Origin of the sequence: Leptospira koniambonensis (assembly GCF_004769555.1) — a bacterium.
Classification (GTDB): domain Bacteria; phylum Spirochaetota; class Leptospiria; order Leptospirales; family Leptospiraceae; genus Leptospira_B; species Leptospira_B koniambonensis.
On record NZ_RQFY01000011.1, the window covers coordinates 39347 to 62525 of the forward strand.

The 23179-nt window shown below is 40.0% G+C and carries 22 protein-coding genes; 14 read left to right on the forward strand and 8 right to left on the reverse strand.

The window, feature by feature from the left end:
* Positions 1–2 precede the first annotated feature (2 nt).
* Together EHQ52_RS17335 and EHQ52_RS17340 are read right to left on the reverse strand one after the other, a co-directional pair.
* Positions 3–857, reverse strand: coding sequence for a fatty acid desaturase (locus tag EHQ52_RS17335; protein WP_135616432.1), 855 nt, complete (start codon positions 855–857; stop codon positions 3–5).
* A 123-nt stretch (positions 858–980) separates the two neighbouring features.
* Positions 981–2141, reverse strand: a complete 1161-nt coding sequence (locus EHQ52_RS17340; protein WP_135616433.1) for a DUF1577 domain-containing protein — start codon at positions 2139–2141, stop codon at positions 981–983.
* An 87-nt stretch (positions 2142–2228) separates the two neighbouring features.
* Here EHQ52_RS17340 and guaB point away from each other — a divergent pair, with 87 nt between their 5' ends.
* The 3 genes from guaB (at position 2229) to EHQ52_RS17355 (ending at position 5285) form a co-directional block, all read left to right on the forward strand.
* The gene (gene guaB, locus EHQ52_RS17345) at positions 2229–3755 is read left to right on the forward strand and encodes an IMP dehydrogenase (protein WP_135616434.1); all 1527 of its coding nucleotides are present in this window, start codon (positions 2229–2231) and stop codon (positions 3753–3755) included.
* An 88-nt stretch (positions 3756–3843) separates the two neighbouring features.
* A complete protein-coding gene (locus EHQ52_RS17350) occupies positions 3844–4587 on the forward strand; it encodes an outer membrane lipoprotein-sorting protein (RefSeq protein WP_135616590.1) in 744 nt (247 codons plus the stop codon).
* Positions 4587–5285 (forward strand): 16S rRNA (uracil(1498)-N(3))-methyltransferase, encoded by a 699-nt coding sequence (locus tag EHQ52_RS17355; protein WP_135616435.1) that lies wholly within the window; start codon positions 4587–4589, stop codon positions 5283–5285. Before EHQ52_RS17350 ends, EHQ52_RS17355 begins: the two co-directional genes overlap by 1 nt.
* On the opposite strand, the gene EHQ52_RS20135 is transcribed toward EHQ52_RS17355, so the two are convergent.
* A complete protein-coding gene (locus EHQ52_RS20135; protein WP_167492232.1) occupies positions 5286–5624 on the reverse strand; it encodes a hypothetical protein in 339 nt (112 codons plus the stop codon).
* Positions 5625–5726: 102 nt separating this feature from the next.
* On the opposite strand from EHQ52_RS20135, the gene thiS reads away from it, so the two are divergent.
* The 3 genes from thiS to EHQ52_RS17370 all read left to right on the forward strand — a co-directional run bounded on the left by thiS (position 5727) and on the right by EHQ52_RS17370 (position 7532).
* Positions 5727–5927, forward strand: a complete 201-nt coding sequence (thiS, locus tag EHQ52_RS17360; RefSeq protein WP_135616436.1) for a sulfur carrier protein ThiS — start codon at positions 5727–5729, stop codon at positions 5925–5927.
* Positions 5928–5934: 7 nt separating this feature from the next.
* A complete protein-coding gene (locus tag EHQ52_RS17365) occupies positions 5935–6603 on the forward strand; it encodes a thiamine phosphate synthase (RefSeq protein WP_135616437.1) in 669 nt (222 codons plus the stop codon).
* A 98-nt stretch (positions 6604–6701) separates the two neighbouring features.
* Positions 6702–7532 carry a WecB/TagA/CpsF family glycosyltransferase gene (locus EHQ52_RS17370; protein WP_135616438.1) on the forward strand — a complete coding sequence of 277 codons (831 nt, stop codon included), beginning with the start codon at positions 6702–6704 and terminating at the stop codon, positions 7530–7532.
* 1 nt (position 7533) lies between these two features.
* Here the strand turns inward: EHQ52_RS17370 and EHQ52_RS17375 are convergent, their stop codons facing one another.
* Positions 7534–11268: a tetratricopeptide repeat protein gene (locus EHQ52_RS17375; RefSeq protein WP_135616439.1), complete on the reverse strand. Its 3735-nt coding sequence runs from the start codon at positions 11266–11268 to the stop codon at positions 7534–7536.
* A gap of 122 nt (positions 11269–11390) precedes the next feature.
* On the opposite strand from EHQ52_RS17375, the gene EHQ52_RS17380 reads away from it, so the two are divergent.
* Both EHQ52_RS17380 and EHQ52_RS17385 read left to right on the forward strand, forming a co-directional pair.
* On the forward strand, positions 11391–12269 hold the full coding sequence (locus tag EHQ52_RS17380) for an early set domain-containing protein (protein ID WP_100707209.1): 879 nt from the start codon (positions 11391–11393) through the stop codon (positions 12267–12269).
* Positions 12270–12299: 30 nt separating this feature from the next.
* Complete coding sequence (locus EHQ52_RS17385; protein ID WP_135616440.1) at positions 12300–13022, forward strand: hypothetical protein; 723 nt, start codon at positions 12300–12302, stop codon at positions 13020–13022.
* Between the two features lie 13 nt (positions 13023–13035).
* On the opposite strand, the gene trxB is transcribed toward EHQ52_RS17385, so the two are convergent.
* Complete coding sequence (gene trxB / locus EHQ52_RS17390) at positions 13036–13983, reverse strand: thioredoxin-disulfide reductase (RefSeq protein WP_135616441.1); 948 nt, start codon at positions 13981–13983, stop codon at positions 13036–13038.
* Positions 13984–14153: 170 nt separating this feature from the next.
* Between trxB and EHQ52_RS17395 the strand changes: the two genes are divergently transcribed.
* Together EHQ52_RS17395 and EHQ52_RS17400 are read left to right on the forward strand one after the other, a co-directional pair.
* Positions 14154–15464 (forward strand): LA_2490 family SGNH/GDSL-type esterase, encoded by a 1311-nt coding sequence (locus EHQ52_RS17395; protein WP_135616442.1) that lies wholly within the window; start codon positions 14154–14156, stop codon positions 15462–15464.
* Complete coding sequence (locus EHQ52_RS17400) at positions 15454–16884, forward strand: MBOAT family O-acyltransferase (protein WP_135616443.1); 1431 nt, start codon at positions 15454–15456, stop codon at positions 16882–16884. Before EHQ52_RS17395 ends, EHQ52_RS17400 begins: the two co-directional genes overlap by 11 nt.
* Positions 16885–16995: 111 nt before the next feature.
* Here the strand turns inward: EHQ52_RS17400 and EHQ52_RS17405 are convergent, their stop codons facing one another.
* Complete coding sequence (locus tag EHQ52_RS17405; RefSeq protein ID WP_135616444.1) at positions 16996–18039, reverse strand: LA_2486 family SGNH/GDSL-type esterase; 1044 nt, start codon at positions 18037–18039, stop codon at positions 16996–16998.
* A complete protein-coding gene (locus EHQ52_RS17410; RefSeq protein ID WP_135616445.1) occupies positions 18036–18584 on the reverse strand; it encodes a tetratricopeptide repeat protein in 549 nt (182 codons plus the stop codon). Before EHQ52_RS17410 ends, EHQ52_RS17405 begins: the two co-directional genes overlap by 4 nt.
* A gap of 172 nt (positions 18585–18756) precedes the next feature.
* Between EHQ52_RS17410 and xerD the strand changes: the two genes are divergently transcribed.
* The 3 genes from xerD to EHQ52_RS17425 are packed head-to-tail and all read left to right on the forward strand — an operon-like array spanning position 18757 to position 20560.
* The gene (gene xerD, locus EHQ52_RS17415) at positions 18757–19653 is read left to right on the forward strand and encodes a site-specific tyrosine recombinase XerD (protein ID WP_135616446.1); all 897 of its coding nucleotides are present in this window, start codon (positions 18757–18759) and stop codon (positions 19651–19653) included.
* Between the two features lie 17 nt (positions 19654–19670).
* Positions 19671–20096 (forward strand): ATP-binding protein, encoded by a 426-nt coding sequence (locus EHQ52_RS17420; RefSeq protein ID WP_135616447.1) that lies wholly within the window; start codon positions 19671–19673, stop codon positions 20094–20096.
* Positions 20097–20155: 59 nt separating this feature from the next.
* The gene (locus EHQ52_RS17425) at positions 20156–20560 is read left to right on the forward strand and encodes an LA_2478/LA_2722/LA_4182 family protein (protein ID WP_135616448.1); all 405 of its coding nucleotides are present in this window, start codon (positions 20156–20158) and stop codon (positions 20558–20560) included.
* Positions 20561–20629: 69 nt separating this feature from the next.
* Here EHQ52_RS17425 and EHQ52_RS17430 read toward each other — a convergent pair whose 3' ends face one another.
* Positions 20630–22351, reverse strand: a complete 1722-nt coding sequence (locus EHQ52_RS17430) for a DUF342 domain-containing protein (RefSeq protein ID WP_135616449.1) — start codon at positions 22349–22351, stop codon at positions 20630–20632.
* A 222-nt stretch (positions 22352–22573) separates the two neighbouring features.
* Between EHQ52_RS17430 and EHQ52_RS17435 the strand changes: the two genes are divergently transcribed.
* Positions 22574–23179: an LIC_11485 family protein gene (locus EHQ52_RS17435; RefSeq protein ID WP_135616450.1), complete on the forward strand. Its 606-nt coding sequence runs from the start codon at positions 22574–22576 to the stop codon at positions 23177–23179.

The following is a 23179-nucleotide window of genomic DNA, read 5'->3' on the forward strand; positions in this document are numbered from 1 at the left end:
TTTTATCTTATCTCCACTACATTCGCTGTTTTGATCCATCCAAATAAACTTAAAAATTGGATACACCACCAACCTGGATCTAATTCTCCTTTTTGGAGAGAAAACTTACTGGATTCTGGAAATGCATGATGATTATTATGCAGAGATTCTCCCATGGTCAAAAGAGAAATGAAAGGAACATTATAACCTTGGGTGCATGCATCTGGAACTACTCGGACCAACTCTCCTCTCTTATGGGCATAATGGCTCACAAGCCAATTTCCTATGGTACAGATTGAAATTCTTCCGCAGACTCCCCAAACAATCGCTCCAATCCCGCCGACAAAACCTAAGATTGTAATGATCGGGATCTGCTGCCATAACCAAGTTTTCTCCAGAAACTGTATCACCTTATCTTCTCCATACTCGTTAGAATAATGAAAGACTTGTCGTTCTTTCATCTTTATTGTGAAGTTATTTTGTATTATAAAATCTTGAAATATATTATCGTAATGGCAGAAGTAGGGATGGCATGCCTTACTTCTTTGGGCCCAGTCTCTTAGATCATGAAAGTATCTAAGAGATAAAGGACCACCGAACCCAGTTAAAACTGCAAAATAGAGTAATATTCTTTTTAAGTGTATAGAAGAAGAGAATGAGTCATGTAATATTCCTCGATGTAATCCTACTGAATGACCAAAACTGAGTGTGATCAATGTTAAGAGGAAAGAGGTAAAAGCATTTGTGAGAGAGTAGGTGGAATAACCGAAGACCAGGAAAACGGTTAAACATGTTATGAACAGAAGTGATTTTGTTGGCGCCCAGACAATCTTGCCATCGCAAGGATCTAAAGTTTTGATTTCTGGAGAGTATATCATAGAGCCTCCATGAAAGCGGGGCTCTAAGAGGGTTAGGCGTTACCCGCTTCTCTCTATATGATATACCTTTTTGAAAGACGATGAAGCCAAATTCATATCGTCTTTTGGAAATTTTTTTCCTTTTTAGCCAACTTTTACACCGGAGTCAGAAAGCATACGATTTACGTTGTCTGTAAAACGTTTTTTCTCCCCAGGTCTTGCAGAGTTTCCTTCTAAGGAAAGTCCTACATATAAGTTTCCATCCGTATCTCTTGCGATAGAACGGACTACTCCGTATGCAGTGATCGGAGATTGCATTTTGAAAAATATATCGAATGTGAATCCTTTTCTTCTAGGAAGCTCGCTATTTAGATCAGGATGATTGATCTTTACTCTCAAACCACCTGTAGAAAGATCTATAACTGAAAATCTTTCCTTTACTAGAATAGTATTGGATTCTCTGATCCGGTCCACCATATCAAAAGTAAGGGTCTTAATTTCCATTACTTCTGTAATATCTATTTCTCTGGTCCTATTTTGAGCATGAATATATCCGATTGGAATTGCCTGCTCATCATGGTTGATATAGATAACTGGAACGATCAGCTCCGATCTGATCTTTTGATTTGCGTATTCTATGATCTTTTTACGGACATCGTCTTCATCACCAAGTTCATGCTCGTAATCTATAAAACCATTGGGATCAGAAGACTTAAAAGAATCTGGCTTTTGTGTATTCGGAATATATAATATCTTACCTGTCTTTTTGACTAGGTCGAACTTGTCCCCAATAGAATTAAAAACATCTATTTTGACTATATCAAACTTAGGTTTAAGAGTTCTTTCCGTATCTGCAAAATTTACTTTTACTGAAGTGGGGATATTGAATAAGTTCGCATCAATTGTGGTTTTACTAGTACGCAGATTTGTGATCCAAACACTTCCATCTGGAGGTTTGATCCTAGTGAATTTTCTCTCTCTACTTGCGATGGAAACATGCTCCACGAGCATGATGTATTGATTATTCGGTTTTTCTTCCAGGACCTCGCATTCTAGTTCGACGTATCTCGCGAGCAATTTGTACAAAACAATATGAGCATTCAGCTTAAATTGTTCGGCCATTCGACCTTGTACTAAAATTTTTGTGGCGTCCTTATTGACGGATAGGAGTTGAACGGATTCGTGAGTTTCCGTATCCCTTACGAGTAGATCTGTTTTGAGTAGAAATTTTCCAATGATATGGAGTTTTTTACCAGGATCTGTGATGAACTCTTTGTCTCTTTGTTTCCTTTGAACCTTTTCCATTAAATTCCTAGGTGATCGGATTCCGGCGGAAAATTATCTTGATTCCAGCCTTTGGCTTCGTTTTGATGTAATAGGTAAGGTACACTAATGTCAAACCAATCTTACCGAGACTCCCAATTTTTAGACGGCCTATCCGGCGAAGAACTTTTCAGTATGCAAATCGGGCTTACCTATCGGGACTTTTTAGTCCTGCCCGGTTTTATAGACTTCAATCCTTCCGACGTAGAACTAGAGACTAGATTAACAAAAAAAATCAAACTCAAGAGACCTTTCGTGAGTTCCCCAATGGACACTGTGACTGAGTCCTCAATGGCTATTGCACAGGCCCTTATGGGAGGGATTGGAATTATCCACTATAATAATTCTGTAGAAGAGCAGGTTGCTGAAGTTAGCAAAGTGAAACGTTTCGAAAACGGTTTCATTTCAGACCCAGTTGTTCTCGGACCAAAAAATACAATCCATGATCTGGACAGGATCAAAGAAACTTTAGGATTCACTGGAATTCCAATCACTGCAGATGGGACCAGAAATTCTAAATTGGTTGGGATTGTAACTAATAGAGATATCGATTTCGAAAGAGATCGCTCCATCCCTGTGGAAAAAGTTATGACCACAGAAGTGATTACTGGAAAAGCAGGGATCACTTTAAAAGAAGCAAACGATATCATTAAAAAAGAGAAGATCGGAAAACTTCCGATCATAGACAAAGACGGAAAACTTGTCTCTTTAGTGAGTCGTTCTGATCTGAAAAAGAATAAGGAATTTCCTGATTCTTCTAAGGATGAGAACAAAAGACTTAGATGTGGAGCCGCAGTTTCTACCTTACCTGAATCCAGGGACAGGGTCGCTGCATTGTATGAGGCAGGAGTGGATGTGATCATCATTGACTCTGCCCAAGGAAACTCGATCTACCAGATAGAGATGCTCCAATTCATTAAATCTAATTTCAAAAATTTAGAAGTCATCGGTGGTAATGTGGTCACTCGTGGCCAGGCAGAAAATCTGATCGGTGCTGGAGCAGATGGACTTAGGATTGGAATGGGACCTGGTTCCATTTGTATCACCCAAGATACCATGGCTGTGGGAAGAGCCCAAGCAACTGCGATCTACCAAACTGCAGCTCATGCCGCAAAACATGATGTTCCAGTCATCGCAGACGGTGGAATTTCCAATATTGGGGATATCGCAAATGCTTTGGCAATTGGGGCTTCTGCATGTATGATGGGATTTATGTTCGCTGGAACATCTGAGGCGCCTGGAGAGTATTTTTATGAGAATGGAATACGTCTCAAGAAATATCGAGGAATGGCAAGTATAGAGGCCATGAAAGCAGGCGGAGACAAACGTTATTTCAACGAGGGCCAAAAAGTAAAAGTGGCTCAAGGGGTGAGCGGTTCCGTGGTGGATAGAGGTTCAATTCTGAACTTTATTCCATATTTAAGCCTAGGACTAAGACTTTCTTTTCAGGATATGGGATTCCGTTCCGTCCAAGATTTACATAAAGGACTCCGAGAAGGAAAGCTCAGATTCGAAAGAAGGAGTGAATCCGCCCAAGCCCAAGGTTCTGTTCATAGTCTTTACTCTTATAGTGCACCTAGTTTAAGAGCAGAGTAATTAAATTTAGATCCCTTGGATTTACCGGGAAGGAAAGGTTTTGAAAAAGTTTCATCTTATTTCGATAATCCTAATATTCCCAATTTTGATGACAGGGGATGTTTCCCACGCTCAAGCTCCGCCGGATAAAGCAAGAGTCGCCCAGGAATTAGTCGCAAGACTCGACCAGGCACTCTTGAAGGCGGACGGCTTAGTAAAAGCAAATCTGATCCTTATCAAAAAGACCGGAGATTCCTGGACCTGGGACATGAGCATTTTCAGAAAGGGAGAAGATTCACTCTCTCTATTCGAAAGCAAAGGCCGTGGTCTAGAATATAAGATCTTATTCAAGGAAGACGGAGAATTGATCTTCGCTTTCAATGCACTTTCTCGAAAAATTTTCAAAAAGAACGACGAAGAAAAATACGAGAACCATCTGAATACTGGATTCAGTTTTGTGGATCTGGCAGGAACTTCTTACCAAGCAAATTATAATCCTATCGTACAAAGTGATTTGGATATAGCGGGGAAGAAGATGAAACGAGTGGCACTAAGACCAATCGTCCCTTATTTTTATTCCAAACTAATCTTACTATTGGAACCGGATACATTGAGACCAACTCGTTTGGATTTTCATGATAAAGACGGGGTACTTTATAAAACAATGAACATAAAGTACGGTCCGGTTAAGGTAAAAGCAAAACAAAAGGTGAGCAAAGAAGATATAGTCAGTAGATTGGAAATGTTGGATCTGAATACCGGTGCGATCAGTGTATTGGAATATACTGAAGTGGACCGAGATGTAAAACCGGATCCTTCTTTATTCGAATTGGATAATCTAAACAGACTGTAATGTCCTCGGAAGAAATTGTTTTTTTTCGACCTGGATTTTCTTCTTCTCCTGAACTAAAACTTGAAGGAGAAGAGATCTCTCATCTAAAAGCATTTAGAGTTTTTTCAGAAGAGAAACTAGTGATCATCAAAGACGGCGCAGGCACAAGTTTCGCCTACAGTGTACCTTCTTCTTCTAAAACCGGAACTCTGATCGGTACTGAAAAAAAAGAAAAACCTAAAACCAAAGCAAAGATCGCAACTGCAATTCCGAAAGGAAACAGATTAGAATGGCTGATCCAAAAAGGAACTGAGCTCGGGATCACTGAATTTATTTTTTTAGTATTTTCTCATTCAGATCGAAAGGATTTAAATCCAGAAAGGCTTTTGAAAGTTGCTGCGGAAGCTTCTTCTCAATCAGGCCAGGATTTTTTGCCTGAGATCAAAGGACCGTTTGTACTTTCTAAATTTTTAGAAGAGTCCAAGTCTCTTAATGAGGAGCTCCTACTTTTTGATCCGAGATCTTCAGTCCAGATCAATCCTGAAAACATTCAAAACAAAACAATTCTGATCGGACCGGAAGGTGGATTTAGGAAAGAAGAATTAGAACTGATCTCTCAGTTTGGGGTTTTATCTGTGAATGTGGGAGAATCTATTTTGAGAATAGAGACCGCTGGAATTTTTGCGGCCTCTTTATTTAGGTTAGGAAGTTTGGGCTGATTATTGTCCGAATCCGGTTGAGCCCAGAATTAAGACGCAGGTGTTCAGATAATTATCACAGTCACTTTTGCAGCTTTGGGATAATTGGAAACAAAACGTAGAAATATTACAGCTTGTATTACAGTTAGAAAGACATGTATTCAAACCGACCAAATTGGTTGTAGTTACCGTTGTGCCGTATTTATTTTCACATGCGTTCTTGCAGGCTGGATAAGATCCACCGGTGCAGTTTGCGTAGAAAGTCGCCAAGGCATTTCCCTTGATATCTCTCTCTCCAGTATTACATGATAAAATGCCTAAGAGTGCGATTGTTAGAAAAATCGGGAGAAATCGGGTCATATAAGTAAATCGTTTTCGGCCAGGACAGAATGGTAAACTAAAAAACATTCGACGTTAGCGGAGAATCGGCCGGAATGAAGTATCTAGACCGAGGTGCATGGAATGATCGTAAACGGTAAAGATTTCTCTCTTAGGGAACTTTCTTCTCCGGATCTATTTTCTCTATTAGAATCCTTAAAATTAAAACCGGAAACGGTAGCGATCCAGAAGAATGGAGAGATACTAAAAAGGGATCTTTGGAAAAATTCTTCCTTAGAAGACGGGGATAAAATAGAGATCCTGAAATTTGTGGGCGGAGGTTGAATCATTTTTGGAATTCCCACTTAGACCCAGGCATAGTATCTGGAGAGCACCCGGTATTTATCCAATCCTAGATCTAGAATATTGTTCCAAATTTTCCAAGGACCCGGTCCGTATAGTGGAACTTTGGAGTTACCAAAGAGAATGGATCCCATTCTATCAGATCCGCGCTAAAAAAGAGACACCTGAAACATTAAAGAAGGTTTATAAAAGTCTTATAGACGCATTTCCTGATTTCCCGATTATACTAAACGATTATTGGAAAGAAGCTTTGGAATGGAGATGTTTTGGACTTCATATTGGAAAGGAAGATTATACTTCTCTTTCTTTAGAGGATAGGAAGAAGGTCCGTTCAAGCGGATTATACCTAGGCACTTCCTGTCATAATTCCGAAGACATAGCTAATTTAGAGCCTGGGGTCTGGGATTATACTGGTCTTGGACCTGTGTATGCAACAAGCTCCAAGGACACTGAAGACGTTCCTGTAGGACTTGCAGGCTTGCAAGAAGCCTTACAAATTGCTAAAATACCTGTCACTCCGATCGGAGGGATTGGTCCTAAACAGATCACAGAGTTGTCGGCGCTCGGCCCTTTATCCTATGCAATGATCGCTTCCGCTTCCGAAAGAGATTCCTTTTACGATTGCATTCGTATCCTTAAGGAGATAAAAAATCCGTAAAGGACCTGAGACTTGTAGGCCGCTTCTTCCTTATTTTTGGCAGCTAAGAATCCCAAGTTTCAATTGACTCACAAATTATGTCCAATAAGATGATCCCTATGAAACAGCCAGGGGAAATACGCCATCTATCTGCAAAGGATGATCGCGACTACTTACTAGATTATCAGACCCTGGATGTGGATAATTTGGAAAAGGCTCCTATCTTAGGCGTACCTTTTGATAACGCCAGCCTTGATGAGGCAGTGGCAAAAATTTATCATCTCATGGAAGAGAAGGATAAATTCCATCATGTTCTTCTTTTAGATCCGATCAAGACAATGGCTCTTCGCAAAGGGAAGAAGTTACATCGTATAGCCCAAAAAGCTAGCTTGATCCTTGCAGAAGGTGCAGGCCTTCAATGGGCCGCTAAAAAATTAGGTGGAGAATTAAAAGAGAGAATTCCCACAATCGCACTCATGATGGACTTGGTCCGTCTTTGTGAACTCAGAAATTATTCTATTTTTCTTTTAGGCGGAAAAGAAGAGATCGTCGAGAAAGTTTATTTCAATCTTTCCAGACATTTTCCTGGAGTGCGTATCGTAGGGCGTCATGCGGGATACTTAAACACTCAACGTGAGTTGCTTGTTAAAGAATCTATCCGCAAGACCAGCCCGAATATTATATTTCTTGCAATGGATTTTCCGGACCAAGAGATCTGGGTAGAGAATAATACCGCATTTTTTGGTCATGCAGTGGTGATCGGTGTTGGTCCTGCTATGGACATTCTTTCCGGAAAAGTAAAAAAGGCTCCGAATGTTTTCAAACTAAAAGGGCTAACTTGGTTTTGGAGAATTATGGTCCGCCCTTGGAGACTAATTCGCCTAAGTAGGATGTTCGGATTCTTTATCGTAGTAGCTATCAAATCTCTTTTTGTAAAAAAGAAGAAGTAAGCTATTTTCTTACTAAATCTTTAATTGAATCAAGCGTTGGGGAAACCCAGTCTTCTAAGAGAGGTTCTCTTTTGAGAGCTTCTTTTTTGAATAAAAGATCTTTGTTAGCAAGCGAGATTTCGCTCGCCTCGTTGATCTTACGCGCAGTTTCGATTGCCTTCCAATAATTCTGTAAAGCTTGTGCAGTATAATTTTCTGATTCTTGTGCATTCGCTTTTTTAGAAAGAGTTTCGTAACAAGCACCAATATTATTATAAGCAGCAGTCAGAGTTTGATATACTTCTTGGTGATATGGGTCTTCCGTTTTAGGAGAACTCATTTGAGGAAGTTTTTCTTCCATATCATCCTTTACTCTTAGGAAATATCCAAGAGCAGTTTTTGTCTGGCCAGTATAGAAGAATGCATTTCCTTTTGCCATTAGAAGAGTAGGATTATAATATTCGTCCCTGTCTTCGAAACCTGTCCAATCCGCCAAAGATTTGTCGAAGTCTGAATCCATATATTCGACCCAACCTTTGAAAAACTTCATTTCTCTCAGCATGGTACCAGGGAGTTCTCTTCTCCATTTACGGATCAGATCAAACTTAGGTTCTTCTGAATCCACTTTTGCAAATTCTTGGAGTGAATTTCTAAGTTCGTTTCTACGATTTCTTTTTTCTTCTTCTTCTTTTAAGACAGAAAGACTTTTTCCATCCGATTCAGAACGGGAACGGAATGGGTAAATTTTTCTTCCAGGAAATTCTTTTAAGGAATCTTTGTCAGAAAGCCCTGCAGATAATAAATATCTGATCTTTCCTAGATCGAAATGGATACGAGCAGGATTTCCTTCGAATAAGGTTTCGTCTTCGTCTTTAGAGCCGAACCAGCGCTCACTGTTTTCATAACGTGATTCTGCTTCTTTCAAAAGATCTTTTGCTTCTTCAAAATTTCCTACGCGGATAGAATGTTCTGCGAGTTCCAGAACTGCTAACCAATGTTTTGGATCTAGAGTAGCCGCTTTTTCGAAAAATCTTCTAGCTTGGCTATTTTCCTTTTGAGAAAGGAAATATTGTCCGCGTTGGTAATAACCTTCTGCGTAATCTTTTCCTTCTATTTCAACTCCGGTTCTTTCGTCTTCCATGGACTTTCTATAGATCGTATCTAAGAGACGGATCGCACTTTCTTCTATCTCTATTCCAGAAACTTGGTCTACAGGATTGATATTATATTTAATCCTAAGTTCTTCCGGATCGATAGCCGCATAAAAGGATGCTAATTTTGCAAGAGTGTAGAAGGGGAGTTCCGACTCCATGTCCAGATTGTTCCTAAGCAAACGGTGATGATTTAAAACGAATTGAGGGTCCCCGCTTTCTTTCCACATTTCCAAATAAGTGGAAACAAGTCCTGCTTGGCCAGGGATACTTTTAGGATTTGCTTCTACAATTCGATTATAGAAGGATGCTGCTTTTCCGAATTCTCTTCTATTATAATATATTTTAGCGATACCTGCGGTAGAATCCTCATCATAAGGACTTTCTCCGTCAGTGAATACCTTGGAATAATAATCAACAGCTAAGGCGTCGTTTTTATATCTTCCTTTTTTACCTTCAGTTGGTTCTGCAAAATCAGGCATGATCTGAGAATGGAACCAGCCAAGATTTCTGTAGGTATTATTATCATGAGTTCTTTCTTTCAGCCTCATCGCGAGGAATGCACCAGCGGCTAATACTTTCCTAGGGGTTTTTTCCTGGTCTAAAAGGAATTTAATTCCTTCTATTCCTTTGTTTACACCCGCACTGGTTTTTAGTTTTTTATCATTCCAGGATTCTCCTTGGGCCAATCGGACCATTGGAGATTGTTCTCTTTTATTCCAAGAATCTAATGTTCCCATTCCTAGATCCGGCTCTATCTTACCGAATAATTTTTGGAAGGAGAGTTCGTATTCTCCTGCGCGGCTATATTCCACTCCGTACAGGTTCATGTATTTCAGATTATAAGGATCAATATCGAATCCTTTATCATAGGAATCTTCTATATTGATCAGATATTTTTTTCTATCTTCGTCACCCAAAGTTCCTGAGAATTTTTTGGCTCCCATTTCACGGATTTGTTCTAGACCTGCTTCATAATTTTGAGCGGCCTGTCTAGGAAGAATGATATGTTTGTAAGTGAAATAACTTCCAAATCCGATTAAAAGTGCTGCGGCAGCCGCGAAGAAAGTTCTGCGGATCTTCTTCCTTCTTTCTAATACACCTTCTCTTGTATAGATCGGGTCGGAAGAAATGATAGGAACGCCATCTGCAGAATAAGCACCACTTCTATCTGTAAGAGCAACTGTGACTCCGAGTGCAGAAGATAAGAATGCAGCAATATCCTCAGGGCTACTTTCTATTTTAATAAGTTCTAATAGATCTCTTTGGGCCTTTTTAGAAAGGCGGTCTTGGACTATCGATTCAATAACAGTTCTGCGTAGAAGTGGAGGATAACGAAGTATTTCTCTTTGGATGATTGCAAGTTCTTCGTCTGTTAGGGACTTATCTATTTCGTCCTTATCTTCTCCGCCTAAAGAACGTAAGTCTTCTTCGAATGCTGCGGATCCAAGATCATCATCACCTGAGTCTGAATCCAGATCAGGGGAGAAACTTGTAAAATCTGAAGATTCGGGCACAGATTCCATCTCCATTTGGGAAGCTGGTTCTGATGCAAAATCAGCAAATGGATCAGATTCAGGAATAGAAGTTGCGCTGGAAAGATCAGAGAATGGATCGTGATCTCCTCCAGAAACTGGTGCGAAGTCTGCAAATGGGTCAGAATCTGTAGGAGCTTCGGCAAAATCGTTTCCACCAAAATCTCCAGAGTCGTCCGGTTCTGAATCGAAACCACCTAAGTCCCCAAAATCAGAATCGCCGGATGTAGGAGAGGCGCCGAATGGGTCTCCTTCTTCTAATCCGAATTCGTCTCCAGGAGTATCTTCCATTCCGGAAGCATCAAATGCAGCAAATGGATCATCGGAAGCTGAAGAAGCAGGGGCGTCAAAGTCTTCGAGACCAGAATCTCCAGGCTCTTCTCCACCCATTCCCGCGAACGGATCCTCTGAAGAATCGGAAGCTCCTGCTCCGAAATCATCCATTCCAAGATCAGAATCCGCAAATGGATCAGCACTTGGAGTGGAACCGAAATCTTCTGTAGGTGAAGATTCAAAAGGAGTATCTAGGTCAGGAGCAGAATCAAATCCACCAAATGGATCTTCTTCGCTTGTAGGAGCTCCGAAATCTTCCAAACCTGCTGAAGGTTCTTCTGGCTCAGATGCTGCCCCGAAATCATCAAGGCCTGAGTCCGCAAATGGGTCAGATTCTGGCTCTGGGGTCGCAAAATCACCGAAATCGTCGGATGATGTAGGAGCTTCGTCAAATCCTCCAAAAGGATCTTCTCCTGCATCAGCGCTTGGTTCGCCCCCTTGAGAAGGCTCAGTTAATAATTCATCAAGATCGATATCATCGTCTTCAGAAAAAGATAATGGCTTTGGCTTTTGGATAGGCTCTGGGGCTTCGTCGTCGCCTAGATTGAAACTTTCTTCGGATCCTTCTTCTGGTTGGTCTTCATCGTCGTCCCCGATAGATATAGGAACACCGTATCCCATCTTCTCTCGGAAGGAGGAAAGCATAGGATTCAAATCTTCGGAAGATTCCGGATTCTTGTTTAACGGATCCAAGATGGAGCGGATCTGCTCCAGTTCCTGTTCTGAATAATCAGCCATAAAGTCCTTCCAATAGTATCGGCTGGTCTCGGAAAGAGCAAAGATTTTTTCCTTATGTCGGATCTAGGATAGGCCCCGGAAATACGCTTAGGGTTTCCGGGAAAACCTACGACAATCGGTTTATGGTGCATAAAGCCAAGGCGGTTGCCTTACTTACCTTGATATTGACCTTCGCCCTTGCTGCGGAAGAGGCGGAAGATTGGATCGGAGCCTTCCGGTCTGTGGATTATGAGGAAGGAGAAGAAGCCCTTCCTGAAGAAAAAATTTATTATTTCTGGCAATTGGAAAATTTGAGAAAGGCTGTCCCACCTAGATTTATCAGATTTGTGGATACATTCTCCGCTTTGAAGACCGGAAAGTTATTAAACCGTGGAGTTTTGTTCAGTTATGAGGGTCTTGCAAACGACGAGGTAAGCGTTTGTGGAGAATTCAGTCATTGGCAATGTGTTTCCTTACAGAAGAATGATAAGGGAATTTTTTATGGAGTCGTGGACATTCATGGGGACCAACTCTATGAAGCAAAGCCTGCCTACGAGTATAAGTTCAAGGTAGATGGTATCTTCACACATGATCCTGAAAATCCAGATACTGTAGAAGATGGAGAAGGTTCCTTAGTTTCCAGGATCGCATTCAGAGAAGGCGGACCAAATAAACAAACAAGTACAAGGGTTTTAGAAGATTCTCCTTACGAAGAAAAAGAATTTAGAACTGTAGAATTCAGAATTTATCAGCCACAAGCAGAATCAGTAAGTCTGATCGGAGATTTTAATCATTGGGATCCAGAGTCCGACTTTTTGATCAAAGAAAGGAACGGGACCTTCAGGGTTGTCAAAAAATTAAAACCGGGTGAATACCAATACAACTTCTTAGTCGATGGAAAGATCGTAGTCGATACATATAATCCTCTTACAGTGTTAAGAGAAGACACTGGAGAGATATCTTCTGCATTACTGGTTCCTACCAGAACCGGAGTTTTGGAAAGAAAGAAGATTGACCCCTAAGGCATAAAACGGATTCTTTAGATCCGTTCTATGGAAAAGTTTCGTCTCTCCGTATATTTTGTGATCGGGATAATCATTATCCTGATCGTATTTACCCTCCTAAAAAGTTGGTTCGTATACGACCGAGGGATTGAACTCGCAAAAAGTCCGTCTAACAGCATCCAGACTGTATATGTGGAACCAGATGATGATCTGGTAGAACATTCTTCCGTAGTTTGGGGAAAATTTTTATACTATCCACTCGGACTTAATAGGGACAGAGAAAACTTTGGTCCTCGTAAAACACTGAATCATGCCCAGAACCTTGTATTCGTAGATCTTCAAACTGGAAGAAATCGCAAAGTATTCAATAAGAGCGTTTATATCTGGGATTATTTTTATGGAGCAGAACCTGAAAAATTGACTTCGGATTCAGAAACTGGGGAAAATTCTGAGGATGTTTTCTCTGGTCTAAAAACTGGAAAAAAATTCGTGATCGTTGGAATGCCAGAAGACACTAATAAAGACGGATATCTGAATCAAAAGGATTCCAAAAAGGTTTTTGTATACGATCCAAACTCTGATGAACTACTTCCAATTCTTCCCAAAAAATTCTATTTGGAAAAAATCCTGCCGGATACTCCAGAAAATAAACTAGTAATGATCGTAAAAAGGGAAGAAGAGTCCAGCCCCAACAAAAAGAAGCCGAACCTTCCTACATTATATATTTATGATACTCTTCAAAAAAGAGGTCAGATGATAGAGCGCCCGTAAGAGCGCAAATTTTCTACTCTTCTTGAGCTTCTAACCATCTTTCTGCTTCAAGAGCTGCCATACATCCAGAACCTGCAGCTGTAATCGCTTGGCGATATGTTTTATCCTGAACATCTCCAGCAGCAAATACACCATCTACACTCGTGCGAGTTGTCCCTGGAACAGTTTTAATATAACCTGTTTCGTCCAGATCTAATTGGCCTTCGAAAATTTCAGTATTTGGTTTATGACCAATCGCGTAGAATAAACCGCCCACAGAAAGTTCTTTGGTTTTTCCAGTAGTAAGTTCTTTTACAGAAAGGGAAGTGAGTTGGTTTCCATTTCCTTGCGCGCCTTCGACAGCAGTATTCCAGATAATTTCTATCTTAGGATGAGTGGTGGCTCTTTTCTGCATGATCTTGGAAGCTCTTAAGGAATCTCTTCTGTGGATCAAATACACTTTAGATGCAAACTTAGTTAGGTGAGCCGCTTCTTCTACTGCGGAATCTCCTCCGCCCACAACAGCTAATTCTTTATTTCTGTAAATTGGAAGTGCGCCGTCACAAACTGCACATGCAGAAATTCCTTTTTGCCAATAAGAATCTTCACCTGGGATGAACATTCTTTTTGCGGTGGCACCCGTTGCGATGATCACAGTTTCTGCTTCAATCAATTCATCGTCTGACCAAATACGGAAAGGTCTTTTGGAGAAGTCCACTTTGGTGATTGTTTGTGTAATAATTTTAGTGCCGTATTTTTCAGACTGAGCACGGAACAAATTCGTAAGTTGGGTCCCATCTATTCCTTCTGGAAAGCCTGGGAAATTTTCTACCTCAGTGGTGGTGGTGAGCTGTCCACCTGCGGCGATTCCTCCTGCCATAAATCCCTCGTACATAACAGGGTTCAAATTTGCTCTGGCTGCGTAAATTGCTGCCGTATGACCCGCAGGACCGGATCCAATGATGACTACTTTATGGGGCATCTCATTTCCTCTAATGATTTAGAACGATTCTAAATTGATTTTATTTTTAGACTGGGGAATTGTAAAGTAGATCTTTTTTTTCCAGAAGAAAGAGTCGGAATTCCAACAGTCCCTTTCCTAGATGAATTGTCTTGTCATCCGGGTAGGAATCCAAATGCTATCCAGTATTCATGGATTTCGCCAAAAAATCATTTTTCGGCCTAGTTTTTTTGATCTTAATCTTCCTCGGAACCGAAGCCGGTTTGGTTCTATTACGCAGTCCTTCTCTCCAATACTATAGAGATCTCAAACTCATTCACAGTTTTCATCCGGATTATTACGTAGCTTTAGAGCCAGGCGAATCCAAATATGTAAGCCATTTCGCAGGTAAATGGGAAGGCCAGTTCAGTATTAACTCGCTTGGTCTTAGAGGAAAAGAAGAACCTATTCCAGGAAAACCAAAACTTCTATGCTTAGGGGATAGTTTGGTAATGGGATTTGGAGTAGGCGACTCAGATACATTTTGCCAACTCTTAGATGGGATCGAATTAAAGGGAGAAGTTAGACAGGCCTTAAACCTGGGAGTGGATGCCTACGGATCCAGAGGTTCATACTACAGGCTCAAAGATATTTCCGCGAAACTAGACAATGTAAAAGAAGTTTTGTTTTTCATTTCTCCAAACGATTTTGATATGCCGGAAGCTCTTGCGAAAAAAGGGATCCTGCCTGATGACCAAACTGACGCGATCAGAGAGAAGGACCCGAACTACGCTCGTAACTTTAAATTACAATTTATTTTAACACGAATTTCTTATACACTCCAAGCACTTAAACTCGCTTACGAGCAGATCCAAGTTACATTTGCAGTTACTAAACTTTCAGTCTGTAAAGAATTGGATTCAGTTGGATTCTATAGATGCCGCTTATTAGATGGAGATCAAATTTCTACCGAATCTAAGCAGGCTTCTGGAAATGTAGTTTCTTATTTTGAATCTTCTTTTTTTAGATCTGTTAAAAAGCCAAATTGTGATTCAGATATAACTCCAACTTCTGCAGTATTTGGGGCAATGTGTCCTGAACCTGTGCCGGCTCATGTTTCTTGTGTGGATTCGGCTCCTTCTTTCGAAACTCTTCCTGTTTTACCCGAACTCACTCAAGAATATTACCAAAAGATGATAGATCTTGCAAAGGAAAGAGGATTTAAACTGGTTCCGGTCATTCTACCTATCCAAATAGAAGAGATCTATTGTTATAATAATGGAAAATACCATCCTTTAGAGAATTATGCAACCCGCGCCTCTGCATTTTTCGAAAAACGAGGAGTGAAAGTTTTACGTTTCAAAAAAGAAACAGGATCGATGTGTGGTTTTGACCAAAACGGCAAAAAATTCGGGATCTTAGATCATTATATCCCAGAAGACGGGCATTTTACAAAAAGAGGAAATATTTGGGCGGCGGATTCTCTCAAGGCCAAATTGAAGGAGACTGATCTTGCTCTTTAATTCCCTTCATTATTTATTTTTTGCACCTATAGTTATCCTAATATATTTTTTGGTACCTTCTAGGTTCCAAAAACTTTGGCTGCTCGTAACTAGCTTATATTTTTACGCGGTCTTTAGAGTTCCATTCATCTTATTGCTTATCTATTCGATTGCGATCACGTATTTTTGTACGTTATGGATGGATAAATCTGAATCCAGATTTGGAAAATTATTTTTCCTGAATATAGCGATTTGGGGAAACTTATCTCTACTTTACTTCTTCAAATATCTGGATTTTTCTTTTGCAGTTTGGAATACGATCCTTGGACTTGTTCCTTGCGAACCATATTATGCCTATCCATCCGGGATTTTGCTGCCGATGGGGATCTCATTTTTCACCCTGCAGGCAATTGCATATGCGGTAGACGTATATCATAAAAAAGTAAAAAGAGCAGAAAGTTTATTTCAGTTTGGACTATTTTTGAGTTTTTTCCCGCAGTTGGTGGCTGGACCGATCATTCGTGCTCAGGACATGCTTCACCAATTCCTGGACACATATACATTCAAAAAAGAAAATTTACTACCAGGGATCAGACAACTCGCCTGGGGACTTTTCAAAAAAACATTTGTAGCTGATCCAATTGCGGCAGTTATCGATCCAGTATTTGCAGATCCACTTCACTATGGTTGGTTTTCTTTAGCAGTCACAGGTTCCTTATACATCATCCAAATGTATTGTGACTTTTCCGGATATTCAGATGTAGCCATTGGGACTGGAAGGATCATGGGCTTTCATATCCCGATCAACTTCAGACAACCATTTCTTTCTGAAACAGTTTCTGAATTCTGGAGACGTTGGCATATTTCATTCAGCTCTTGGCTGAAAGAATATGTGTACATTTTCTTAGGCGGAAATAAAAAAGGGATCTCCAGAACTTATATCAATTTATTCCTTACAACATTCGTGAGCGGGATCTGGCATGGAGCCGATTGGAATTTCGTAGTCTGGGGATTTGTTCACGCAAGTTTAATGGTAATCGAAAGATTTGCATTCTCATTCGAACGTATCAAAAACTATTGGGATAAGATCCCAGGGACCATCAAAGTAGCTTATCCATTTACCATATTCGGGATTTCCATGTATTTCTTCCGAGCAAGACCTGTCGAAGGTATCGGCAATAGTGTCCAAGTAGGTTGGGCAATGGTAAGTAGAATGTTCTCCGGAGTAGAAGGAGACTTCTTACCAGTACCTTTATCTGTTCTTTCTACAGTATTTATATTAATGCTCGGTGATTATCTAATGGAAAAGGAAACTCCTTGGGCCAAGAAACTTTTCGAGAATAGGATCTGGGTCTATGGGATCTCAGGAATTCTGATCTCTATCTGTTTTATCTTATATAGTGTGACTGTAAGCGCGCCTTTCTTATATTTTCAGTTTTAATACTTGGGGTTCGCACAGAGATCACGGAGAGCGCAGAGGTATTTATAATGTAGGACTTCTTCGCGAGCTATTTATCCTCCGTGTTCTCTGCGAACTCCGTGCGAAAACATTTTAATGAATGTCTTTTGCTATTTCTTGGGCAATGAAATGATATAATAATGAATTCGGATGTCCGTCTTTCGGAAGAAAGATTTCGTGATTTCCTTTCTTCCAGAAATCATAGATCGGTTGTTGGAGGTCCAACACTTGAATTTTGGAATCGATTGCGATTTGTCTGACTTCTTTCACTAAGGCAGAATCAACTATTGGTTCGTATTTTTCGTTTGGTTCAGGAAGAAATACAAGAGTGAGAGGGATCTTTTTTTTCTTAGTAAATTCGAAGAGAGAATTTAATGCCTTTTTATGAGGATGGTCCGGACCTAAAACGGAACCACTAGATGGGATCACTAGATTTTCAGCAGATTCCGGTTTATACTTCTCATACAAAATTTTTAAACCGTTAAATATTGCACTATATTTAGAAAGAATATAGGAAATCCGAACAATCGTCCTTTTTTTGAAAGAGGTTCTTAGCTCTTCTTCTCTATAAGAGTCCGTAAAATCCGAAATATGATAGATCCAATAGGCCGTCTTTGGAGGAGGGGAATTTTCTAAAACTTCTTCCAGTCTTTTCTCGATTCCAAAACTTCCTAATGCATCAATTCCTAAATTACGGATTAATAAATTAGAATTTTGCTTTGTTATAGAGGCTCTAAGTATCCAAGGTAGAGTTTGACTATTTGGAACTAAATAGCCCATAGCGACCGAATCTCCTAAGATCCAAATTTCCTTTTCATTCGGAGTTTCGGCCTTAATTTCGTATTCTCCGGTGGATCTTTCTCCCCTTGAGTCAGTAGACATGTAGTAAAGTATGTCCTTGTCTGGATGGTATAGGTTGGCGGCCTTATTCTGGCACAATCTCATCCAAGGGATTGAAGAATCGTCTCCTGCGAAATCTAAAACATTTTTTAGACAATGCAATTTTTTATCCGCGAGCCTGAAGTTTATGGAATCGAAATACGGTAATCTAAGAATAAATTCTAAAATGATAAAGAGTTGGATCAAATATGCAATAATCTTGAAACATATTTTTTTAATATTCGAATCATTGCTCATTTCCCAGAATTGTTCTCGTACAATTTTTTATTGCAAAGTTCAAACAATCTTTTGGAAGCAGGATTGGATTCAGGGATACGATTCTCTTGGAAACGTTTTCTTTCTGAAACATTCTTTTTGGAATCTAAGATGCAGGAGCTTAAAAACTTGGCGAGACTCTCTCTGTCTTTATCCCAACTTTCAGAAAATCCTCTCAAAACGGTTTCGGTTTCATCTTTGGAACCAGCTAATAAATAAATTTCTAAAAGATAAAGAAGTATCTCCGGGTTTTTAGGATCTTTTTTGAGAGCTTTTTCTAGATAAAGGGCGGCGGATCCGGGTGCTTCTCCGCTTTCTGCTAGAAGAATTCCTAAATTTTTATTCGCTGTAAAATTTTCAGGATTTTCTCTAAGTGCTAAATCGTAATAATATAAAGCCTCTGCAGTGTTGCCTTGTGTTTCTTTTTCTCTAGCTCTGCTTGCTAACTCACCCGAGGAATCGCAATTCAAAGCGAATTGGGACATAAGCAAAATTATGGCGTATCGGATCTTCTGTCTCATTTCCATAGTTTTTTTTCCCTTAGGGGATAAGAAAAGGGCGGTTTTTTGTTATGTCAGCCCGTCGAATTTGTACAATTTACGGGCCTCCTCGTGTCGCAATCTTAAAAAAGTTTCAATCTCGAGGGAGAATTTGTCCGAAGGATTTAGTACTGTAATAATCGGAAGCGGGACTAAGAAAGTGACATCTTCTCATAAGAATCTACTCCAAAATTTTCAAGAATACCTCTCGGTTGAGAAGGGTCTGAGCGACAATTCCATTTACTCGTATGGGTACGACCTTAACAAGTTTAAGAACTTCCTCGAAAAAGAACATCTCGACTTCTTAGAAGTCCAAGCGAACGACATAGTTCGTTTCTTGAACGAAGAAAGGAATCGAAAAATTTCTGCAAAGACGATCGCTCGTGAAGTGGTTGCCATTCGCCAATTTTATAAATTTCTAAAAGACGAAAAGAAGCTGGATTCAAATCCAACGGAGAAGATTGAAACTCCTGAAGTGATGAGGTCCATCCCCGATTATCTAACTCAAGAAGAAATCGAGGAATTGTTCAATGTGATCAAAGAGGATAATCTCTACGAACTCAGAGACAAATGTATTTTTGAACTTTTATATTCTTCCGGACTTAGGATCTCTGAAGCATGTAATCTAAGACTGACTGATATGGATATGTCTGGAATGACCCTAACTGTAGAAGGAAAGGGTGGACGCCAAAGACTAGTTCCATTCGGTGAGAAGTCTTTGGACATTCTGAATCGTTACTTAAAACAAAGCAGACCTTATATTCTGAAAAACAGAAATTGTGATTATCTTTTTGTTTCTAAAAAAGGATCATTCATCAATAGAAAATCTGTTTGGAGACTTTTGAACCATTATATCAAAAGAACAAACATTAAGAAAAAAGTGACTCCACATACTCTGAGACACTCTTTCGCGACCCACTTGTTGGAAAACCACGCAGACCTAAAATCGGTCCAGGAACTTTTGGGGCATATCGATATTTCGACTACTCAAATCTACACTCATATGGCGAATAAAACTCTGAAGGAAGTTCATAAGAAATTCCATCCTAGAGGATAATTTCACCGGACCTAATTTTGGCCGAGATTAAAAAAACCGATTATTCGAATCAATTTCGGATACAAGTTCCTTCCCATCCGCGTTACGTAACTGTAGCGCGGAACTTCGTTTATAACCTAGCAAGAGAATCTGGATTTTCCCTTTATGATGCTGCCGATCTGAAATTGGCGGTGGGGGAATGTCTTCTGAACGTGATCAAACACGCTTATCTCGGAAAAACGAATTATCCAATTTTTATAGAAGTTACTCTACTTGAAAATCGTATGGAAGTCCGTATCAGAGATTTCGGAGTTCAAAAAAATATTTCCGAGATCAGAGGATACGATCCAGGAGATTATCGGGAAGAAGGGATCGGACTTTACTTGGTCCGAAAACTAACGGACCATTTTTATATAGACCAGTCCGGAAAAGGGAATCGTCTGATTCTCACAAAAATGAAATAATTAAAAAGAACGGCTTGCAGAATAAGGGAATTGTCCGTCTATTCTCTATAATCGAATTAATGTTTTTGATAAACCAAATGAAATTTATCTCCATACTAGTATTTTCCATACTTATCCTTTCTTGTAGAAAAGGACCTTCCTTATCCAAAGATGAAGTGAAGGATCTCAGCCAAAACTATATTAAAGAGTTATGTAAAAAGAATTTAGAATGTTCTGCTCAGTATTTGGAATCACTTCCTTCTGGCGAGCAGAGTGCAGCTAAGTCTGGATTTTCATCACTCGACCAATGTATGGCAGAACAGAGTAACCAGTCCATTCTTCCTGATGACTACGAAAAAGTAACAGATCAGCAGATCGGAAAAGTAAAACGTTGTATGGACGATCTTCTTAAAACTCCTTGTTCCGAAATGGAGCAGGCGGGTGGAATTCCATCTTGCAGGGAATTATTCCCAGACGGGACCTGAAAGAGATCTGGTTAAAAAACCGCGGAATTCGGAGTGTCAGCGAAGAGCCGCTTAAACAGTTAAATTTTTCTAATCCGCTGAAGATTCAGATTCTGAAGAAGATTCTTCCTGCAAAAGTCCAAGTCGTTTAGGTTTTACCTTAGAATGAGCGATCTGCCCATCTCCACCTAAATATAGGAAAGAAGGACCTGGGATTTCTTTTAGTTTTACGCTGAATTTTTTATTTCTTCCCAAGTTTGCTTCTACACCTGGAAAAATTTCTCTCTCTATTTCTATAAATGAATTTTTATCAGGATCGAAGGATAGTATTGCAGATTGTTCCTGAGCAAATAAGTTTTCCAGGATAGAACTGTACTTTTGACGGATTGCTTGTAGTTTAGGTAGGCTGTCTTTTTCTTCAGGACTTAAACTTCTTCTTTGGGAATCGTCGCTTAGTTTTTGGATACTCGTATCTACTTTTTTTAATATATCCTGATTTTTACGGATCTCTGATTTCAGATCTTCTAATTCGGAAAGAAGTTCAGGTGGCATTCCGCAACTAAGCACGGTTCGTGTCTCTACGATTGCACCGAGTTTAGTACAGGTAATCATTTTTCCTGCAACACATTGGCCTCCGATAATTTCTCCTCTTCCACCTCTGACTACCACGGATTCTCCTGCAATCAGTTCGGAATGCATCGCAGCTTCTTCGATGAAGATCGAATTTTTAGCGATCATCTTTCCTTGTTCTATAAATTTTGCATAGATATCGGAACCTGATTCTATCATTCCACCGTTTCTTCCCATAAATCCTCCGGAAAGAACGATATCTCCTTTTGCTTTTAGAAAAACTTTACCTACCGATTTTTTAACTATAATAGATCCATCTGTCTCAAGAGTAAAACCATCTGCGATCGATTCTTCTACAATGATTGTTCCTGGAAAGTTTATGTTTCCGGTAGAGAAGTCTACATTCTCCAGTAAACAAACCTCATCCACTCGAATGACTCCGAAACGATCTACCAAAGGTCGACCGTCTATAAGAGACTGCACTACATTTCCATCTTCTGAAATTTTAACGTTAGGACCTAATTTCCATTCCGCTAATTTACCTTCTTCGAATGCGAGAACTTCTCCTTTTACATTTTTACCTGGCTTGCCGGGAGAAGGAGAAACTTTTTCAGCAAGTTTCTGATTCTTTTTCACACTTTGGATGATCTGAATATTTTTGAAGTCTACTCTTCCGAATTCGTCTTCTTCTAAAGTTGGTGTGCCTGGATGTTGGAATAAGATTCTGATATCTCCGTCTTTTCCGGGAATAGGGGATTCACCTTGGGCGACTAGAGTTCTTTTTCCGTAATCTTCTGCCTGAGAAAGTTTGAGGATTGATTCTTCTATAATTCCAAAAACGATTCCATTAGACTGAAGTTGAGAAAGTACCTCATCCCTAGTTAATAATTTTCCGCCGAATTTTGGTGGATGAAGAATTCCATAGACTGTCATTTTATCTTCTGAAATTTTCAGATCGAGGCTGGAAGCTTCCGGTTTGCCTGGCCACTTTCCAATCAGATGTGGTTCGGAGTCTTTGGTCTTTAAGATACGTTTAACTTCTTCTTCAGAAATTCCTGAAATTTTAAATACTTCTAAACGTTTTAAAATTTCGCGATATTCTACTTCTTTTCCCTTTTTTCCTGCGGGGAAGAGAGTGAGGTATGCGAGGCCGTCCAGATTTTCTACCTTGAAAAATCCGTTTTCGTTCTCTTCTAGATCTTTTAATAGTGATTCTGTAAAATTGCGGATCGAGTCGCTCATCCTGGGGGGCCGTTGTTGGAGAGTAAGTCCCGTCCTATTTTTTACAATCGAAAACCTGCAAAAAGACTTAATGGGATGAGGAAGAAAAATCTCCGAAATCTGCTGATTTTCAGACTGGATTTAATCTGTCGAAGTTACTACAAGTCAGGATTTCCCTTCCTTTTTTCAAAAATTATGTCCTTGAAAAACCGGGGAAACGGCCGATGATCCTAGGGTAAACCTATGGCATTCAATCCATTCTCCATCCTAACCAATATCAGGGTATCGATAGACCAGGTTCTGGGAAATCTCCCTCCCAAAGTGGTAAAAACGATCGGTTCTGCAGCTCTTAGCTTAGCAGTCTTGGTTGCGGTTGTCCTAGGGTGGTTTAGCTTCCAAAAAGGTCTGGCTCTCGCGGGAGAAGAAGACCAGGCCAAAGAGCTGGATCGTAAGGCTCTATTTTTAGAAGATATCGAAAGAGAGTATAACCGGAAAAGAAAGGACGTTAGATGGAGCGATCCTTCTTATTCGAATTCCGGAAATTCTTCCTTGGATATTGAAAGATATTCTTTGGAAAAACCGAAGATGGCCCCTTCTTCTCCTAAACCAGAACTGGAAGAGTCGGACACAATTCGTAATTCTAAAATGAAGGACGGAGATTCCAGAGTTTTCTTTCCTACAGAAAATGAAAGACCTCCTCGCGAAGATTTAGTTCCGAGTGATAAGGGATCTGATTCTCCTCGTTTGCAACCTAGCACTAAGCAGCCCAATAGAGAACTTCCAGCAGAAAAGGAAGAATCCAGGTTGAGCCGTCCTCCTAGAAAAGAACAAAGACCTAGGGGAGAATGA

What these genes read in the sequence shown, in the direction of transcription:
- EHQ52_RS17375 (WP_135616439.1), bottom strand. Translation starts at nt 11,268, where the DNA reads ATGGCTGATTATTCAGAACAGGAACTGGAGCAGATCCGCTCCATCTTG.
- EHQ52_RS20135 (WP_167492232.1), bottom strand. Translation starts at nt 5,624, where the DNA reads ATGACCCGATTTCTCCCGATTTTTCTAACAATCGCACTCTTAGGCATT.
- EHQ52_RS17380 (WP_100707209.1), top strand. Translation starts at nt 11,391, where the DNA reads ATGGTGCATAAAGCCAAGGCGGTTGCCTTACTTACCTTGATATTGACC.
- EHQ52_RS17370 (WP_135616438.1), top strand. Translation starts at nt 6,702, where the DNA reads ATGAAACAGCCAGGGGAAATACGCCATCTATCTGCAAAGGATGATCGC.
- EHQ52_RS17425 (WP_135616448.1), top strand. Translation starts at nt 20,156, where the DNA reads ATGTTTTTGATAAACCAAATGAAATTTATCTCCATACTAGTATTTTCC.
- EHQ52_RS17405 (WP_135616444.1), bottom strand. Translation starts at nt 18,039, where the DNA reads ATGAGCAATGATTCGAATATTAAAAAAATATGTTTCAAGATTATTGCA.
- guaB (WP_135616434.1), top strand. Translation starts at nt 2,229, where the DNA reads ATGTCAAACCAATCTTACCGAGACTCCCAATTTTTAGACGGCCTATCC.
- EHQ52_RS17340 (WP_135616433.1), bottom strand. Translation starts at nt 2,141, where the DNA reads ATGGAAAAGGTTCAAAGGAAACAAAGAGACAAAGAGTTCATCACAGAT.
- EHQ52_RS17355 (WP_135616435.1), top strand. Translation starts at nt 4,587, where the DNA reads ATGTCCTCGGAAGAAATTGTTTTTTTTCGACCTGGATTTTCTTCTTCT.
- EHQ52_RS17395 (WP_135616442.1), top strand. Translation starts at nt 14,154, where the DNA reads ATGGATTTCGCCAAAAAATCATTTTTCGGCCTAGTTTTTTTGATCTTA.
- EHQ52_RS17335 (WP_135616432.1), bottom strand. Translation starts at nt 857, where the DNA reads ATGATATACTCTCCAGAAATCAAAACTTTAGATCCTTGCGATGGCAAG.
- EHQ52_RS17385 (WP_135616440.1), top strand. Translation starts at nt 12,300, where the DNA reads ATGGAAAAGTTTCGTCTCTCCGTATATTTTGTGATCGGGATAATCATT.
- EHQ52_RS17435 (WP_135616450.1), top strand. Translation starts at nt 22,574, where the DNA reads ATGGCATTCAATCCATTCTCCATCCTAACCAATATCAGGGTATCGATA.
- trxB (WP_135616441.1), bottom strand. Translation starts at nt 13,983, where the DNA reads ATGCCCCATAAAGTAGTCATCATTGGATCCGGTCCTGCGGGTCATACG.
- EHQ52_RS17410 (WP_135616445.1), bottom strand. Translation starts at nt 18,584, where the DNA reads ATGGAAATGAGACAGAAGATCCGATACGCCATAATTTTGCTTATGTCC.
- EHQ52_RS17350 (WP_135616590.1), top strand. Translation starts at nt 3,844, where the DNA reads ATGACAGGGGATGTTTCCCACGCTCAAGCTCCGCCGGATAAAGCAAGA.
- EHQ52_RS17430 (WP_135616449.1), bottom strand. Translation starts at nt 22,351, where the DNA reads ATGAGCGACTCGATCCGCAATTTTACAGAATCACTATTAAAAGATCTA.
- thiS (WP_135616436.1), top strand. Translation starts at nt 5,727, where the DNA reads ATGATCGTAAACGGTAAAGATTTCTCTCTTAGGGAACTTTCTTCTCCG.